At 74.0% G+C, this 16,648-nt stretch carries 11 protein-coding genes and 1 pseudogene; 5 read left to right on the top strand and 7 right to left on the bottom strand.

Annotation, left to right across the window (positions count from 1 at the left end):
• The first annotated feature begins 192 nt into the window (after positions 1–192).
• Positions 193–1,599, top strand: a complete 1,407-nt coding sequence (locus ACY0MR_RS32585) for a glycosyltransferase (RefSeq protein WP_473556978.1) — start codon at positions 193–195, stop codon at positions 1,597–1,599.
• Here ACY0MR_RS32585 and ACY0MR_RS32580 read toward each other — a convergent pair.
• Entirely contained in the window at positions 1,556–2,149 is a 594-nt protein-coding gene (locus ACY0MR_RS32580) for an RNA polymerase sigma factor (RefSeq protein WP_392043513.1), read from the bottom strand. The genes ACY0MR_RS32585 and ACY0MR_RS32580 overlap by 44 nt on opposite strands.
• A 304-nt stretch (positions 2,150–2,453) precedes the next feature.
• On the opposite strand from ACY0MR_RS32580, the gene ACY0MR_RS32575 reads away from it, so the two are divergent.
• Complete coding sequence (locus ACY0MR_RS32575) at positions 2,454–2,837, top strand: DUF6479 family protein (protein ID WP_361850988.1); 384 nt, start codon at positions 2,454–2,456, stop codon at positions 2,835–2,837.
• Positions 2,838–3,091: 254 nt separating this feature from the next.
• Here ACY0MR_RS32575 and ACY0MR_RS32570 read toward each other — a convergent pair whose 3' ends face one another.
• Entirely contained in the window at positions 3,092–5,212 is a 2,121-nt protein-coding gene (locus ACY0MR_RS32570; protein ID WP_392866474.1) for an MMPL family transporter, read from the bottom strand.
• 99 nt (positions 5,213–5,311) lie between these two features.
• On the opposite strand from ACY0MR_RS32570, the gene ACY0MR_RS32565 reads away from it, so the two are divergent.
• The 3 genes from ACY0MR_RS32565 (at position 5,312) to ACY0MR_RS32555 (ending at position 7,396) form a co-directional block, all read left to right on the top strand.
• Positions 5,312–5,824 carry a MarR family winged helix-turn-helix transcriptional regulator gene (locus tag ACY0MR_RS32565; protein ID WP_473556975.1) on the top strand — a complete coding sequence of 171 codons (513 nt, stop codon included), beginning with the start codon at positions 5,312–5,314 and terminating at the stop codon, positions 5,822–5,824.
• Positions 5,825–5,910: 86 nt separating this feature from the next.
• A complete protein-coding gene (locus ACY0MR_RS32560) occupies positions 5,911–6,417 on the top strand; it encodes a DUF4383 domain-containing protein (RefSeq protein WP_388796971.1) in 507 nt (168 codons plus the stop codon).
• A 64-nt stretch (positions 6,418–6,481) separates the two neighbouring features.
• Positions 6,482–7,396: an SDR family oxidoreductase gene (locus tag ACY0MR_RS32555; RefSeq protein ID WP_388796968.1), complete on the top strand. Its 915-nt coding sequence runs from the start codon at positions 6,482–6,484 to the stop codon at positions 7,394–7,396.
• A gap of 52 nt (positions 7,397–7,448) precedes the next feature.
• Here the strand turns inward: ACY0MR_RS32555 and ACY0MR_RS32550 are convergent, their stop codons facing one another.
• The 5 genes and pseudogenes from ACY0MR_RS32550 to ACY0MR_RS32530 form a co-directional block, all read right to left on the bottom strand.
• A complete protein-coding gene (locus ACY0MR_RS32550) occupies positions 7,449–8,357 on the bottom strand; it encodes a YihY/virulence factor BrkB family protein (protein WP_473556972.1) in 909 nt (302 codons plus the stop codon).
• Positions 8,358–8,821: 464 nt separating this feature from the next.
• Positions 8,822–9,979 carry a flavodoxin-dependent (E)-4-hydroxy-3-methylbut-2-enyl-diphosphate synthase gene (gene ispG / locus ACY0MR_RS32545; protein WP_388796963.1) on the bottom strand — a complete coding sequence of 386 codons (1,158 nt, stop codon included), beginning with the start codon at positions 9,977–9,979 and terminating at the stop codon, positions 8,822–8,824.
• Between the two features lie 40 nt (positions 9,980–10,019).
• Positions 10,020–11,840 (bottom strand): annotated as a pseudogene (locus tag ACY0MR_RS32540) (1-deoxy-D-xylulose-5-phosphate synthase).
• A 17-nt stretch (positions 11,841–11,857) separates the two neighbouring features.
• Positions 11,858–12,883 (bottom strand): 4-hydroxy-3-methylbut-2-enyl diphosphate reductase, encoded by a 1,026-nt coding sequence (locus ACY0MR_RS32535; RefSeq protein ID WP_361851002.1) that lies wholly within the window; start codon positions 12,881–12,883, stop codon positions 11,858–11,860.
• Entirely contained in the window at positions 12,880–16,605 is a 3,726-nt protein-coding gene (locus ACY0MR_RS32530; RefSeq protein ID WP_473556969.1) for an ABC transporter ATP-binding protein, read from the bottom strand. The genes ACY0MR_RS32535 and ACY0MR_RS32530 overlap by 4 nt, the downstream gene beginning before the upstream one ends.
• Positions 16,606–16,648: the final 43 nt, after the last annotated feature.

Below are 16,648 nucleotides of genomic sequence, written 5' to 3'. Positions count from 1 at the left end.
GGGGGGGTGCGGGGGGGGTGAGAGAGCGCGGGAGCGCGGAAGCGCAGGGGCGCGGAAGCGCAGGGGTGCGGGAGCGCGGAAGCGCAGGGGTGCGGGAGCGCAGGGGTGCATGAGTGCTAGGGGTGCATGAGTGCTGGGGTGCTGGGGTTGCACGGTGCATCCACGGCGTACCGGCGGGCCGAAGGATGCGGCATGAAGCCCTCTCAAGGCGCCGGCGCGGGCCGGGCACCGCGGGTCGCCGTGGTGAGCCCCCCGTTCCTCTCGCACGCGCAGCCGCTGTCGGTCCTGGCCCGTTCGCTCGCCGGGACGGGGGCCGACGTGCTGTTCGTGTCCGCCCCCGCGTTCGCCCCCCTCGCCGAGGCCGCGGGGGTGGGATTCGTACCGCTGACCGTGACGCGCAACGCGAACACCGGAGTCGCGCGGAGCACCCGGCAGGGCGCCCGGGAGGCGGAGCGCCTGGAGGAGTTCCTCGGCTCCACCCGGCAGGGCGCCGTCGCCGCGCTGCTGACCCAGTCGCGCCATCGCGGCGAGGACATGCTGGCGGACCCCGGCGGGGTGCTGGAGGGGATCCGGGAGGTGCAGGAGCGCTGGGCGCCCGACTGGTACGTGGTGGATCAGCTGAGCTACCCCGTGACCCTGGCCCTGCACTGCCTCGGACTCCCGTTCGCCACGTTCTGCCCGGGCCATCCGACGTATCTGCCCCACGCGCCGGAGGCGCTCTTCGGGGTGCCGTACGCCTGGCCGCCGGCGATCCGCCCGACCGAGGACGGTCTCGCCGCACTGCGGCGGGCCGCCCGGGCCAACGACGTGGCGTTCACCCGGCGCTTCGCCGAGGTCGCCCGGACCCACGCCCCGGAACGGCCGCCGGGGCGGGCCTTCGCCCTCGCGTCGCGGCACGCGGTGCTGTTCAACTACCCGAGATTCCCCTGGCTTCCGGAGCGGCCGCGGAGCGGGACCCGCTTCCTCTACGGAGGGCACTGCTCGCCGGTCCGGGAGCCGTCCCCCGGACCGGAGTGGGAGGAGGTGGTGCGGCGGCTGCGGGCGACCCACCGGCACCTGGTGCTGATCGCGCTCGGCACCTTCCTCTCGGCCCGCGCCGACGTGCTGGCCCTGCTCGTCCGGGCGGTCCGCGACCGGGTCCCCGGGTGCGCGGTGGTGGTCGCGGCGGGCGACGGCGCGGCGGACCTCGCGGACCTGTCGGGGCCGGACGTGCACGTCGCGGACGTCGTACCGCAGCGGTGGCTGCTGACCCAGGTCGACGCGATGGTGCACCACGGCGGGAACAACTCCTTCACCGAGTGCCTCGCGTCCGCGACCCCGGCGCTCGTCCTGCCCTTCTCCAGCGACCAGTTCTCGATCGCGCACGACGCCGAACGGGCCGGGCTCGCGCTCGCCCTCGACCCGTCGCGCCTCGACCCGCACACGGTGGGCGCGGCCCTGCGGCGGCTGCTGGCCGAACCCCCCGTCGGCCTGTCGCGCTGGGCGCGGGCGGTGCGGCGCCGGGGACCGGACTGGATGGCCCGGAGCCTGGTGCGGACCATGGCGGGAGCGGGGGTCACGGCCGCCGCGACCGCGGCCCCGGTCCGTCCCGTTCCGTGACGAGCTGGGCGAGGGCCTTCAGCGCGCGGCGGGTGTGGCTCTTCACCGTCCCCAGGGGCAGGCCGAGCCTGCGGGCGATCTCCGGCTGGGTGAGATCCAGGTAGTGAGCGAGGAAGAGGATCTCGCGGCGCCCGGGAGGCAGGGCCGCCGCGGCACCGGTGATGCCGAGCCGTTCGACCGCCCGGGCGCAGTCGTCCACGGGCTCGGCGGGGCGGCCCCGGGCGAGCCGGCGGAACACCTCGTACCGGCGGACGGAGGCGGCGGTCGCGTCGGTCGCCTTGTGGGCGGTGATGCCGTAGAGCCAGGGGCCCAGTTCGCCGCGGCGGGGGCAGTAGCGGGCCGAGTGCAGCCAGGCGTCCGTGAAGACCTGCTGGACGACGTCCTCGGCCTCGTGCGCGTCGGGGCAGCGGCGCCTGGCCCACCGCAGCACCTGCGGGTACCAGTGCGCGTAGATGGCGTCGAAGGCCTCCCGCACGGTGTCGCCGTGCGGTTCCTCCCGGGTGTGTTCTCGGCAGTACCCGCACTCGGGCGGGGGCGGACGTTCGGACACGGGCCGTCTCCGGATGAACCGGGGAAAGGGAACGGGTGCGCGATGCCGCCGGCCGTAGTGGGTCCCTCGGGACGAGGCCGCGGCCCAGGGGTGCCCGCCGGTTCAGCGGACCACGGTCCTCCCGGCCGGCGCCATACGGGCTGGGCCGTTGGTGGGGTGCGCCGGCTTCCGGGGGCGGTACGGGGCGGGGCGCGCATCCGTCGCAGGTCCGCGGGCGGAAAGAGGGATGTCGGCGCCGAGCTCGGCGCCGTCCGCCGGACCTCCGCACGGTGTCCGGAACGGTCTCGACGAAGGGGACAGCCTCATGCACGCGCACATCCTCGACACCTCGGTGCTGGCGGCCGGTGTCTGGCAGTCCGGTCTCGCTCAGGTGCTCGGCGGCCTCATCGTGGTCGCCGTCCTCATCGGCGCCTTCGTGTTCGGCATCAGGGTGAAGAACAAGGAGCTGCCGCCCCCCGACCCCGCGTCCCATCCCCACCGCCCCGACACGGGTGCGCTGCCGGGCGAGGCGACCGAGTACCGCAAGCCCGCGGAGATGCCGCAGACCGACGGCGAGCACCGCCTCATGCCGTACAACCTGAAGAACTCCGGTGAGGCCGACACCGAGCCGCCGAGCGAGGAGAAGCGCAAGTGGCGCGGCATCTCCAGCGGCGGCTTCGGCAGCGGCGGCACGGGGCACGGCGACTGATGCGCGCCCCGCGGAACACGGACGGCAAGACCCCGCGGAACACGGGCGGCCAGACGTCGCCTGCCGGGGAGTGCTGACGGTCGCTCCGTCCCGTGGGGCCGGTACGGGCGGCTGGGCGTCGCGTGCGGCGGAGTACGGGCGGCTGGGCGTCGCCTGCTGGGACGTACGGACGGCCGGGCCGTCACGTGGGACGCGTACGGACGGCCCGGCCGTCGCGTGCGGCGGGTGCCCCCGCGCGCGACGGCCGGTCGAGGTCAGTCCTCCTTCCGTCCGCCTCCGACCGCGACGGGCTCCGGCCGCTCGTCGTCGGTCTCGCGCGCCAGTCGGCTCGGCCACCAGACGGCGGGCCCGATGTCGCGCACCAGGGCGGGCACCAGGAGCGAGCGGACCACGATGGTGTCGAGCAGCACGCCGAAGGCGACGATGAAGGCGATCTGGGCGAGGAAGGCCAGCGGGATGACGATGAGCGCCGCGAACGTGGCGGCCAGCACGACTCCCGCCGACGTGATGACTCCGCCGGTGGCGATCAGCCCGCGGAGCATGCCCTGCCGGGTGCCCAGCTTCAGGGTCTCCTCGCGGACGCGGGACATGAGGAAGATGTTGTAGTCGACGCCGAGGGCGACCAGGAAGACGAATCCGTACAGGGGGACGGAGGCGTCCGTGCCCGAGAAGCCGAACCCGTGCTCGAAGACGATCCCGGCGATGCCGAGGGTCGCGAGGTAGTTGAGGCCCACGGTGGCGACCAGCAGGACGGGCAGGAGCAGCGAGCGGAGCAGCACGATCAGGATCACGAGGATGATCGCGAGGACGACCGGGATGATGAGGTTCTTGTCGTGCTCGGCGGTGCGCTGGGTGTCGTACTGCTGAGCCGTGTAGCCGCCCACCAGGGTGTCCGCGTCGACGGCGTGGACGGCGTCGCGGAGGTCCTGGACCGCCGCCTTCGCGGCGTCGCTGTCCGGGGAGTCGGTGAGGGTCGCGTCGATGCGGACCTTGCCGTCGACGACGAGCGGCTCTCCGCCGGGGGTGCGGGTGACGACCTCGGCGCGGGCCACTCCCGGGGTGCCGGAGGCGGCCTCGCGCACCGCGTCCCGCCGGTCGGCGTCGGCGATGACGACCGCCGGCTGGCCGGAGCCGCCGGGGAAGTGCTTGCCCAGGGTCTGCTGCGCGGCCACGGAGGGGGCGTCGTTGACGAACAGCTCGTCGAGCGGAACGCCCTTGGACTGGAGGGCCGGGAAGAACGCCGCGGCGACGAGGAGGATCGCGGTGGTCACGATCCACAGCTGCCGGGGGCGGGCGTCCACCCGGTGAGCGACGCGCCGCCAGATGCCGTGGCCGCCGGTCTCCGCGTCGGCCGACCTCGGCTTGGCCGGCCAGAACGCGGCCTTGCCCATCAGGGCGAGGACCGCGGGAAGGAACGTGAGGGTCGTGAAGAGGGCGCAGACCACGCCGATCGCGCCGACCGGCCCGAGGGCCCTGTTGTTGGTGAGGTCGCTCAGGAGGAGGGCGAGCAGGCCGAGCGCGACCGTGGCGGCGCTGGCGGTGATGGCCCCGAACGAGCCGCGGGTGGCGGCCCAGGCGGCCGCCGCGCGGTCGCCGGTGGCGGCGAGCTCCTCACGGAAGCGGGCCGTGAGCAGGAGCGCGTAGTCGGTGGCCGCGCCGATCACGAGGATGGACAGGATGCCCTGCACCTGGCCGTCCACCCGGACCACGTCGTGGTCGGCGAGGACGTAGACGATCGCGCTGGCGACGCCGAGGGCGAAGACCGAGCTGATGATGATGAGGAAGGGGAGCAGGATGCTGCGGTACACGAGCAGCAGGATCAGCAGCACCGCCGCCAGCGCCACCCCGAGCAGGATTCCGTCGATGCCGGCGAAGGCGTCGCCGAGGTCTCCCTGGGTGGCGGCCGGGCCCGCGAGCTGGGCCTGGGTGCCGGGCACCTTGTCCGCGGCGGCCCGGATCCCGTCCAGGACGTCGCCGAGTTCCTCGCCGAGGTCGGGTGCGAGCGGCACGACGCCCTGGAGCGCCTCGCCGTCCTCCGAGCGGAAGGCGGGCGAGGGCGGGCCCTCGACGCCCTCCGTGCCCGTGAGCGACCGCAGGGCGGCCGTCGCCGCCTTCTGCTGGGCCGGCGAGACGGCGCCGCCGCCGTCGGCCGTCCAGACCACGATCGCGGGAAGGGTCTCCTGCTGGTTGAAGGCCTTCTGCTGCTCGATCACCCGAGTGGACTCGGCGTTCTGGGGCAAGAAGGCAGCCTGGTCGTTGGTGGAGACCTCGCCGAGCTTTCCTGCGTAGGAGCCGAAGGCTCCTCCGAGGCCGAGCCAGACAACCACCAGGACGAGGGGGACCAGCCATCGGACCGGTCGACGCGCGCTGTTCATCGACTCCCTAACGGGGCGGGTGAGAGAAAACGGGGCGGGGAAGCAAAACCATCTCGACCATAAACTATCTCAATCATTGAGTAACACTATGCTTGAGGTATGCAGCCATCCTCTCCGGATCCGGCCTCTCCGGATCCGCGCGAACAGGCCGACGACCTGTTCGCCTACGCCGTCCTGCTGCGCACGCTCAACCGCGAGCTGAACCGCAGCGCGACGGACTTCGCCCACGCGCACGGGCTGCACGCCACCGACGTCCACGCGCTCGCCGCGATCATGGACCTGTCGGCGGGGCCCGACGGACCCGCGACCCCCTCCCGGCTCCGCGAGGAACTGCGCCTCACCTCCGGAGCGGTGACGGCCTGCCTCGACCGGCTGGAGCGCTCCGGACACGTGCGGCGCGTCCGCGACAGCGCCGACCGCCGAGTCGTCCACCTCGTCTACCCTCCCGAGGCCCGCGCACTCGCCCGCCGGTACTTCGGCCCCCTGGCGCGGGCCACCGAGACGGCGCGCGGCCGCTTCGACGACGAGGAGCTGACGACGATCGCCGCCTTCCTGAGGGCGCTCAACGCCGAACTCGCCGCCCGACACGAGACACCGAACGGGGCGACCTGACCCCCTCGTGCATCCGGAACGGGCCACCGGCCGAAGAACGGGTGAGGCTCACCCCGAGCCGGCGTGCCTACTCCGGGAGGAAGGCCGTGAAACTCCAGGACGAACTCCCCGTGGACCATCACCTGGCCACGGTGTACCGGGCCGGCGCGGCCCTGTGCGGTTGCATCCTGCTCACCTTCGGCGGCCTGGGCTTCGCGAACGCCCTCAGCTCCTTCGACACCTCCGGGGACCGCATCGCGGGCATGACGAGCAACACCGCGCTCAGCGTGATCTCGGTCGTGGTGGGCCTCGCCCTGCTGGCCGGGGCGGTCGTGGGAGGCAACTTCGCCTCCTCCCTGAACATGCTGGTGGGCGGGCTGTTCCTGCTCAGCGGCTTCTACCACCTGTTCGTCCTCGACAAGCCGGCGAACTTCCTCGACTTCGGCATGACCAACGTGGTCTTCAGCTTCGTCATGGGACTGCTCGTCATGACGTTCGGGATGTACGGACGCGTGTCGAGCAAGTTGTCCCACGACAACCCCTACTGGCGCGAGCGGCACGCGCAGGAGGCCGCCCGGGAGACGGGCGTCCGGCACACCGGTCGCGGCCGATGAGACCGACGAGCGGGGGCGCCGCGCCGCCGGCGCGGGACGGCCCCCGTCTGCAAGGGAGAGGGTCATGACGGGCTCCTGGAAACTGGACGGACGCGCCGCGGTGGTCACGGGCGCGGCCCGCGGCCTGGGCGCCGACCTGGCGCGGCAGCTCTCCGACCGGGGCATGCGCGTCGCGCTCCTCGGCAGGGAGGCCTCGACACTGGAAACGGTGGCCGAGACGCTCCGTACGCCGGCCCATGTGGTCGAGGTCGACGTCACCGACGACGTCGCGATGGGATTCGCCGCCGAGAACGTGCAGCGGCACCTGGGCGCCCCGTCGGTCGTCGTCGCCAACGCCGGCGTCGCCGAAGGAGGCCCCTTCGAGACCTCCGACCCGCAGACGTGGCGCCGCGTCGTCGACGTCAACCTCGTGGGGAGCGCCATCACCGCCCGCTCCTACCTGCCCGGCCTGCGCGCGACCCGTGGCTACTTCCTCCAGGTGGCCTCGACCGCGGCCTTCGGGTCGGCCCCAATGATGAGCGCCTACTGCGCGTCCAAGGCCGGCGCGGAGGCCTTCGCACGGTCGCTGCGCGCGGAGGTCGCGCACCTGGGCGTCGGCGTCGGCGTCGCGTACCTCCACTGGACCGACACGGACATGGTCCGCGACGTCGACCGGCACACGGTCCTGCGGGAACTGCGCGGCCACATGCCCGCCCCCGCCCGCCGCGTCTACCCGGTGGCGCAGGTCTCCACCTGGATCGCCCGCGGCATCGACCGCCGCGCCGCCGCCGTCTACGCCCCGCCGTGGCTGCGGCTCGCCCAGCTGGGACGGCCGTTCTTCCCCCTGGCGGTCGACCTGATGTCACGCCGGGAGCTGCCCCGCCTGATGGCCGCCCACCCCTTCGAACAGACCGGTCTCCTCGGCCGCGGCGGCCGGATCGAGGAGGCGTCCCTGGGCCGGCGCACCGCGGAGGACAGCGGCGACGGACGGGAACGCTGAGGGACGGCGGACCGCGGCCTGGCGTGTCGTCGACCGCACGCCGAGCACGGCCTCAGCCCGAAGGGGTGCCCTGCTCGCGTCCGGCGGACCCCTTGTGGAGTTCCGCGGAGAGCTGCGCACCCGTGAGCAGGGCGAGGTTGGACAGCCAGAGCCAGATGAGGAAGACGACGATTCCGGCGAGGGATCCGTACAGGCGGCTGTAGGTGCCCAGCAGGGACGTGTACACGGCGAAGCCGGCGGACACGGTCAGCCACAGCGCGGCCGCGAGGGCGCCGCCGGGCAGGCTGAGGCGGCGGTCCTTGGTCGGAGCGGGCCCCGTGCGGAAGAGGATGACCACCAGGATCGCGACCAGGGCGAGCAGGAGCGGCCACCGCAGGAGGCTCCACACCACGGGAACGGCACTGTCGAGGTGGAGCAGACGCCCGATGGAGGTCACGACGGGTCCGGTCAGGATCAGGATGAGGGCGCTGACGGCGAGGAGCAGCAGCATGGCGAAGGAGGTGACCAGGATGCGGTGGGCCTTGCGCCAGGTGGAGCGCTGATCGGGCACGCGCAGCATGTGGTGCAGAGCGCGCCGGAAGACGGCGACGTAGCTGGAGGCGGACCACAGCGCGCTGGCGGTGCCCGCGGCCAGGAGGGGCCAGGCCGCCGCGTGCCGGTCGAGGGCGCCGACGAGGAGGCCGTGCAGCTCGGTGCCGGATTCGCCGGGTGCGTACTGGGTGACGCCCCCGATGAACTGTTCGGCCGTGTCGGGGCTGAACAGGCCGAAGGCCAGGACGGTGACCAGCAGCGAGGGAAGGATCGCCAGGATCGCGTAGTAGGTGAGAGCGGCCGCGTAGTCGGTGATGTCGTCCTTCCACAGCGTGGCGGGAGTGCGACGCAAGGCCGACCACCAGGTCCGTGAACGGCTGCGGACGGTGTCCGCGGTTCCAGGAGGCGAGGGTCTCGTGTCAGCGGACATGCGGTATCCGATGTGTGGGGTGGATCATGCGTGCACGGGTGTCGATCTTGTGAGGGGACGGTCGCGGGGCTGCGCTCCGACGGCGAGGACCGTGAGCGCTCGGCAGCTGTCGGGCCCCTCGACATCCGGAGCGCAGGTCGAGGATGTGGAGATCAGCCGCTACCGACCCCGTCGATCGTAGCGGCAGCCTGCTCAGCGCGTCCCCGCGCCTCGGCGCCTCCGGCCCTGGAGGCCCTCGGTCGCGGTACCCGCGAGTCCTCCTCGCCGTGGCGAGGGGACCGCCCGGGAACGGGGGCCCGCGGCATTGAGCGACGTCGCCGTGCGGCCGTCCGCCCATGCGGGTGCATCAGGTATCTGTTCGGGTCCTGGGGCGCATGGGCGTTCACGAGGACGGTGCGCGCCGGAGCGGACGGGCATCCAGCCCGCATGGCGGAACACCCTCGCCGCAGTGGAGGCCCGGGGTGTCAGCCCACGGCCGTCACCTCGGGGACGCCGGTGCCCAGGGTGGTGGTGTCGAAGGCGTCGGCGAGCCGCAGCGCCTCCTCGATCAGGGTCTCGACGATCTTCGACTCCGGTACGGTCCTGACGACTTCGCCCTTCACGAAGATCTGGCCCTTGCCGTTGCCGGAGGCGACGCCGAGGTCGGCCTCGCGGGCCTCGCCCGGGCCGTTGACGACGCAGCCCATCACGGCGACGCGCAGGGGCACCTCCATGCCCTCCAGGCCGGCGCTCACCTCGGCGGCGAGCTTGTAGACGTCGACCTGGGCGCGGCCGCAGGACGGGCAGGAGACGATGTCCAGCTTCCGCGGGCGCAGGTTGAGCGACTGGAGGATCTGGTCGGCGACCTTGACCTCCTCGACCGGAGGCGCGGAGAGCGAGACGCGGACGGTGTCGCCGATGCCCTGGCGCAGCAGCGCGCCGAAGGCGACGGCCGACTTGACGGTGCCCTGGAAGGCGGGGCCGGCCTCGGTGACGCCGAGGTGCAGGGGGTAGTCGCAGGCCTCGGCGAGGAGTTCGTAGGCGCGGACCATGACGACGGGGTCGTTGTGCTTCACGGAGATCTTCAGGTCGTGGAAGTCGTGCTCGGCGAAGAGGCCCGCCTCCCACAGCGCGGACTCCACCAGGGCCTCGGGGGTGGCCCTGCCGTGCTTCTTCAGCAGCCGGGCGTCCAGGGAGCCGGCGTTGACGCCGATGCGGATGGGGGTGCCGTGGTCCTTGGCGGCCCGGGCGATGTCCGCGACCCGGTCGTCGAACTTCTTGATGTTGCCGGGGTTGACGCGGACCGCGGCGCAGCCCGCCTCGATGGCGGCGAAGACGTACCGCGGCTGGAAGTGGATGTCCGCGATCACCGGGATCGGCGACTTGGCGGCGATCGCGGGCAGTGCGTCCGCGTCGTCCTGGGAGGGGCAGGCCACCCGGACGATGTCGCAGCCCGCGGCGGTGAGTTCGGCGATCTGCTGGAGTGTGGCGTTGACGTCCGAGGTGAGTGTGGTCGTCATCGACTGCACCGAGATCGGCGACCGGCTGCCCACGCCGACCCTGCCGACCTGGAGCTGGCGGGTGGGGCGGCGGGCGGCGAGTACCGGGGCGGGCATCGACGGGATGCCGAGCGCGACCGTCATGGGGTGTCTCCTGCTCTGGTGGGGGTGGGGGCCGGGCGGTTCACTGGTCGGCGCCGACGGGCTGGGGTGTCAGGTCGCCGACGGAGACGGAGTCGTCGCGGCCGGCGAGGGCCTCGACGACGGCGCGGGCGATGTGGCGGCCGGTCAGTCCGTGGGCGGCGAGGATGTCGTCGCGGCGGCCGTGGTCCAGGAAGCGCTGGGGCAGTCCGAAGGTACGGACGGGTGTGCGGGCGCCCGCGTCGGCGAGGGCCTGTGCGAGGGCGGCCCCGGCGCCGCCGCTGCGGCCGCCGTCCTCGACGGTGGCGACCAGCGAGTGGCCGAGGCCGAGTTCCACGAGGGCGGCGGGGACGGGGGCGATCCAGCGGGGGTCGACGACGGTGACGCCGAAGCCGTGCTCCGCGAGGCGGTCGGCCGCCTCCAGGCACACCCCGGCCATCGCGCCGACGGAGACGAGCAGGACGTCCGGGGCGTCGGAGTCCGCGCGGCGCAGGACGTCCATGCCGTCGAAGGTGGCGACGGCGGGGAGGTCGGGCCCGGTGGAGCCCTTGGGAAAGCGCAGCGCGGTCGGGCCGTCCTGGATCGCGAGGGCCTCGCGCAGGGCGCGGCGCAAGGTGGCGGCGTCGCGGGGGGCGGCCACGCGCAGGCCGGGAACCATCTGGAACAGCGACAGGTCCCACATGCCGTTGTGGGAGGCGCCGTCGTCGCCGGTGACGCCGGCCCGGTCGAGGACGAAGGTGACCGGGGCGCGGTGCAGGGCGACGTCGAGCAGCATCTGGTCGAAGGCCCGGTTGAGGAAGGTGGCGTACACCGCCACGACGGGGTGCAGCCCGCCGAGGGCGAGGCCGGCGGCGGAGGTGACGGCGTGCTGCTCGGCGATGCCGACGTCGAAGGTGCGGTCGGGGAAGCGCTCGGCGAAGGCGGTGAGGCCGGTGGGGGCCAGCATGGCCGCGGTGAGGGCGACCACGTCGGGGCACCGGGCGCCGAGGGCGGCGAGTTCGTCGCCGAAGACGTCGGTCCAGGCGGGTTCCGCGGCGGGGCGGGGCGTGGTGGGGGCCGCGGGGCGGGGGCGTACGGCGTGGAAGCGGTCGGCCTCGTCCTGTTCGGCGGGGGCGTGGCCGCGGCCCTTCTCGGTCAGGCAGTGGACGACGACGGGCCGGCCGAGTCCGGCGGCGTGGCGCAGGGCCGCTTCGAGGGCTTCGATGTCGTGGCCGTCGACGGGGCCGACGTACGCGAGGCCGAGGCTCTCGAAGACGGACCGCGGGGGGCGGTCCTCGGTGCGCAGGCGGGCCAGGTGGGCGGGGATGCCGCCGACGGTCGGGGCGTAGGAGCGGGTGTTGTCGTTGAGGACGACGACGACCGGGCGGTCGGCGCCGTCGGCGAGGTTGTTGAGTGCCTCCCAGGCCATGCCGCCGGTCAGGGCGCCGTCGCCGATGACGGCGACGACGGCGCGGTCGGTGGCACCGGTCAGCCGGTGGGCCTTGGCGAGGCCGTCGGCGTAGGACAGGACGGTGGAGGCGTGGGAGTTCTCGATGAGGTCGTGCGGGGACTCGGTGCGCGAGGGGTAGCCGGAGAGTCAGCCGGGCTGGCGCAGGGTGCCGAAGGCGTCCGCCCGTCCGGTGACGATCTTGTGGGGGTAGGTCTGGTGCCCGGTGTCCCACAGGATGTGGTCGCGCGGGGACTCGAAGACCCGGTGCAGGGCGAGGGTGAGCTCGACGACGCCGAGGCTGGGGCCGAGGTGGCCGCCGGTGCGGGTGACCTCCTCGACGAGGAGGCGCCGGATGTCCGCGGCGAGCTCCTCGGTCTGGGCGGGGGTGAGGGCGCGGAGGTCGTCGGGTCCGTGGACCGATGCGATCGACGTCATGACAGATCCTGTTCTGGTCACAGGGCCTCATCGGCCAGAGGGGTCCGGGGTACCCGGCCGGTGACCGGGTCGGCCAGCCGGGCGGGCATGGAGAAGACGACGTCCTCGGCGATGCCGTCGTCCAGTTCGACGTCGTGCCAGCCGAGTGCGGCGAGCCGGTCGACGAGGCCTCGGACGAGGATCTCCGGGGCGCTGGCGCCGGAGCTGATGCCGATGCTGGACACTCCGGCGAGCCAGGTCTCGTCGAGGTGGCCGGCGTCGGGGACGAGGTGGGCGGCGCTGCCGTGCTCGCGGGCGACCTCGACCATCCGGATCGAGTTGCTGGAGTTGCGGGAGCCGACGACCAGGACGAGGTCGTTGTGGCGGGCGAGGGACTTGACGGCGTTCTGGCGGTTCTGGCTGGCGTAGCAGATGTCGCCGTCGGCGGGGCCGGCGAGGTCGGTGAAGCGAGCGCGCAGGGCGTCGACGACCCGGCGGGTCTCGTCGAAGGAGAGGGTGGTCTGGGTGAGGTAGGCGACGGGTGTGTCGTCCGGGAGGTCGAGGGCGGCGACGTCGTCCTCGTTCTCGACGACGACGGTGCGCTCGGGGGCCTCGCCGCGGACGCCTTCGACCTCCTCGTGCTCGGCGTGGCCGACGAGCAGGATGGTCCGGCCGTCGCGGGCGTAGCGGACGGCGGCCTGGTGGACCTTGGAGACCAGGGGGCAGGTGGCGTCGATGACTTCGAGCCGGCGGTCGGCGGCGCCGCTGCGGACGGCCGGGGAGACTCCGTGGGCGGAGAAGACGCACACGGCGCCCTCGGGCACCTCCTCCTCGCTGTCGACGAAGCGGGCGCCGCGCTTCTCCAGCTCGGCCACGACGTGGTGGTTGTGGACGATCTCCTTGCGGACGTACACCGGGGCGCCGTGGAGGTCGAGGGCGCGTTCCACGATGCCGATGGCACGGCGCACTCCGGCGCAGAAGCCGCGCGGCTGGGCGAGGACGACACGCGGGGGCCGAGGGGCGGCCGGGGCGTCCGGGCCGGCCGGTCGGATGGTGGCGCTCATGAAGCGTTCCGTTCGTAGGAGTCGTGGGTGTCGGTTGCGGGGCGCGGGGCGGGGACCGCCGAGGGTGGCTGCCCCTGCGAGGCACGCCACAGTGCGGCGTAGATCCCGTCCAGGGCGAGGAGTTCGCCGTGGGTGCCGTCCTCCCGGATGCGGCCGTCGTCGACGACGACGATGCGGTCGGCGCGGGAGGCGACGCCGAGGCGGTGGGCGACGATCAGGGCGGTGCGGCCGCTGACGAGGCGTTCGGTCGCCCGGTTGACCAGGGCCTCGGTGGCGAGGTCCAGGGCGGCGGTGGCCTCGTCGAGCAGGAGGACGTCGGGGCGGACGAGTTCCGCGCGGGCCAGCGAGACGAGTTGCCGCTGTCCGGCGGAGAGGTTGTGTCCGCCTTCGGTCACGGGGTGGTCATAGCCGGAGTCGAGGGCACTGAGGGTGTCGTGGGCGCCGACCCGGCGGGCCGCGTCGGTGACCTCGGCGTCGGTGGCGTCGGGCCGGCCGTAGGCGATGGCCTCGCGGACGGTTCCGGCGAAGAGGTAGGGCTCCTGGGGGACGACGCCGAGCCGCTTCCGGTAGGCGGTGAGGTCCAGGTCGCGCAGGTCGGTCCCGTCGACGCGGACGGTTCCGCGGGTCGGGTCGTGGAACCGGGCGGCCAGCTTGACGAGGGTGGACTTGCCGGCGCCGGTGGTGCCGACGAAGGCGACGGTCTGGCCCTGCGGGATGCGCAGCCGGATCCCGGTCAGCGCCCGGCGGCCGTCGCGGTAGTGGAAGTCGACGTCGTCGAAGACCAGTTCGCCGCGCAGGGAGCGGACGGGGCGTGCGTCGGCGGCGTTCGGGGTGGTGCTGCGCAGCCGGAGGAGGTCCCGGATCCGCAGCAGGGACACCTGGGCCTGCTGGTAGCCGTCGAAGAGCTGCGAGAGCTGCTGCACCGGGACGAAGAAGAGGTCCAGGTAGAGGAGGTAGGCGACGAGGGCGCCGACCGTCATGGTGCCCGCGGCCACCCGGTGCGCTCCGACGGCGAGGACGACGGCGGTGACGCAGGCGGCGAGGAGCTGGATGAAGGGGAAGTAGCGGGCGGAGAGGAGCTGGCCGCGGACGCGGGCGCGCCGGTAGGCGTCGCTGTGCCGGGCGAAGGCGGTGACGACGGAGTCCTCGCGGCGGAACGCCTGCACGGTGCGCATGGCGGCCGCGCTCTCCTGGAGGGCTCCGTTGACGACGGCGAGCCGTTCCCGGGCGTCCGCGTAACTGCGGGCGGAGGCCCGGCGGAAGGCGACGGTGGCGAGGGCGATCGGCGGGAGGACGGCGAGGACGACGAGGAGCATCCCGGCGTCGGCGGCGCCGAGCGCGACGAGCACGCCGGCCAGCGTGAGGAGGCTGACGAGGACGCCGATCAGACCGGTCTGGAGGAAGGAGGAGAGCGAGTCGACGTCGGTGGTCATCCGGGTGAGGGTCCGGCCGGACGCCTCGCTCTCGAAGTGGTCGAGCCCCAGGCGGTGCAGGTGCGCGAAGACCCGGATGCGCAGGCCGTACAGCAGCCGCTCCCCCGTGCGTCCGGTGACCCGGACGGCGGCCCACTGGACGGCGTACTGGGCGAGGACGAGCGCCAGCGCGGTGAGGGAGGCCGCGGCGACGACGTCGAGGGCGAGGCGGTGGGCACCGCCCTCGATGCCCTGGCGCAGGACGAGGGGCAGGGTGAGTCCGGCGAGCGCGTCGGCGACGACCAGGGCGAGGCCGAGGGCGAGCGGCAGGCCGTGGCCGCGCAGCAGGTGGCGCAGTCCGAACTCTCCGTCGCCGTGGGTCCGGGGGTCGCGGGCGGCCTCCGCCTCGTCGACGCCGGGGAGGTCGAGGGCCGGCGGCAGCGCCGCGACGCGGGCCTTCATGCGCGCGGCCGCGGAGTGCGGGGCGGTGGCGGTCTTCGGGGTGGTCGGCGCGGGGCGCTTCCGGTGCCCGGCGGGGGCCTGCGGCGGGGCGGCGGCTTCGCCGGCCGGGACCGTGGCCGGATCGTGCTGGAGGATCGTGCGGTAGAGCGGGCAGCGGGCGGTGAGTTCGTGGTCGGTGCCGTGGTCGACGATGCGGCCGTGGTCGAGGACGGCGATCCGGTCGGCGAGGGCGAGGGTGGAGCGGCGGCGGGCGACGATCAGGGTGGTGCGCTCCCCGGCCCGGTCGCGCAGGGCGTCATGGATGCGCTGTTCGACGCGGGCGTCGACGGCGGACGTGGCGTCGTCGAGGACGAGGACGCGGGGGGCGGCGGCGAGGGCGCGGGCGAGGGCGAGGCGCTGGCGCTGGCCGCCGGACAGGGCGCCGCGTTCGCCGAGGACCGTGGCGTAACCGTCGGGCAGGGCGGTGACGAAGGCGTGGGCCTGGGCGGTGCGGGCGGCGGCGTGGATCTCGGCGTCGGTGGCGTCGGGCCGGCCGTAGGCGATGGCCTCGCGGACGGTTCCGGTGAGGAGGGCCGTGTCCTCGGGGACGCCGGCGACGGCGCCGCGCAGGGAGGCGTAGGCCAGGTCGCGGACGTCGGCGCCGCCGATCCGCACGGCTCCCTCGGAGACGTCGTGGAACCGGGAGAGGAGCAGGGCGAGGGTGGACTTGCCCGACCCGGGGGCGCCGACCAGGGCCAGGGTCTCGCCGGGTTCGACGCGGAGGGAGAGGTCGGTGAGGACGGGCCGGCCGGCGCCGTAGGCGAAGGTGACGCGGTCGAACTCGACGCCGAGAGCGCCCTCTTCGGGGAGCCGCGCCGTGCCCTCGGCCAGCAGCGGGCGGGTGTCGATCACTTCGAGGACCCGCTCGATCCCGGCGCCGGCCTGCTGGCCCATGGTGAGCAGCGCGGCGAGGGTCTTGACGGGGCCGACGAGCTGGGCGAGGTAGGAGGAGAAGGCGAGGAGGGCGCCGAGGCTGAGGTCGCCGCGGGCCGCGAGCCAGCCGCCGACGGCGAGGGCGCCGACCTGTCCGAGGGAGGGGACGCACTGGAGGGCGGGCCCGTAGCGGGCGTTGAGCCGTACGGCGCGCATCCGGCCGGCGAAGAGCCGCCGGGCGGCGTCGGCGAGCCGGTCCCTCTCCCGTTGCTCCTGGCCGAATCCCTTGACGACGCGGATGCCGGCGGTGGAGCTGGCGACGACTCCGGCGACGGCGGCGGCCTGGTTCTGGGCGTACCAGGTCGCGGGGTAGAGCCAGGTGCGGCTCCGTCGGCCGATGAACCACAGGGCGGGGACGAGGGCGAGCGCGACAAGGGCGAGGAGCGGGGAGAGCAGGGCGATGAGGACGAGGGAGACGAGCAGGAGGGCCGCGCTGGAGATCGCCGTGGGCAGGGTGGAGACGAGTCCGAAGACCATGTTGAGGTCCCCGGAGGAGCGGCCGAGGAGCTGACCGGTGCTCAGTTCGTCGCGGCGTGTGCCGTCCAGGCGGGAGAGCGAGCGGATCAGGTCGACCCGCAGGTCGTGCTGGACGTCGGCGGCGAGCCGTCCGGCGTGGTGGCGGCGGAGATGGGCGGCGAGGTAGCCGAGCGCGGCGAGGGCGAGCAGGGCTCCGGTCCACAGGGCGGCGGACCGGGCGGGGCGCAGGACGACGTCGTCGACGATCACCATGGTGACGAGGGGGACGAGGGCGCTGGTCGCGGTTCCGAGGAGCGCGGCGAGGACCGCGACGAGCACGCTGCGCCGGTGGCGCAGACAGCGGCGGGCGAGCCGCCCGGTCCAGGAACCCCGGTCGGTGTCGTCGGTGGGGTGCGTCATCCCGGGGCCTCCTCTCGTGAGGGTGGTGGGTGGGGTTGCGGTG

The sequence above is a fragment of the Streptomyces sp. JN8 genome (assembly GCF_055808075.1).
Note: the sequence above shows the minus strand (reverse complement) of the source record. Positions and strands in the feature narration are given on the sequence as shown.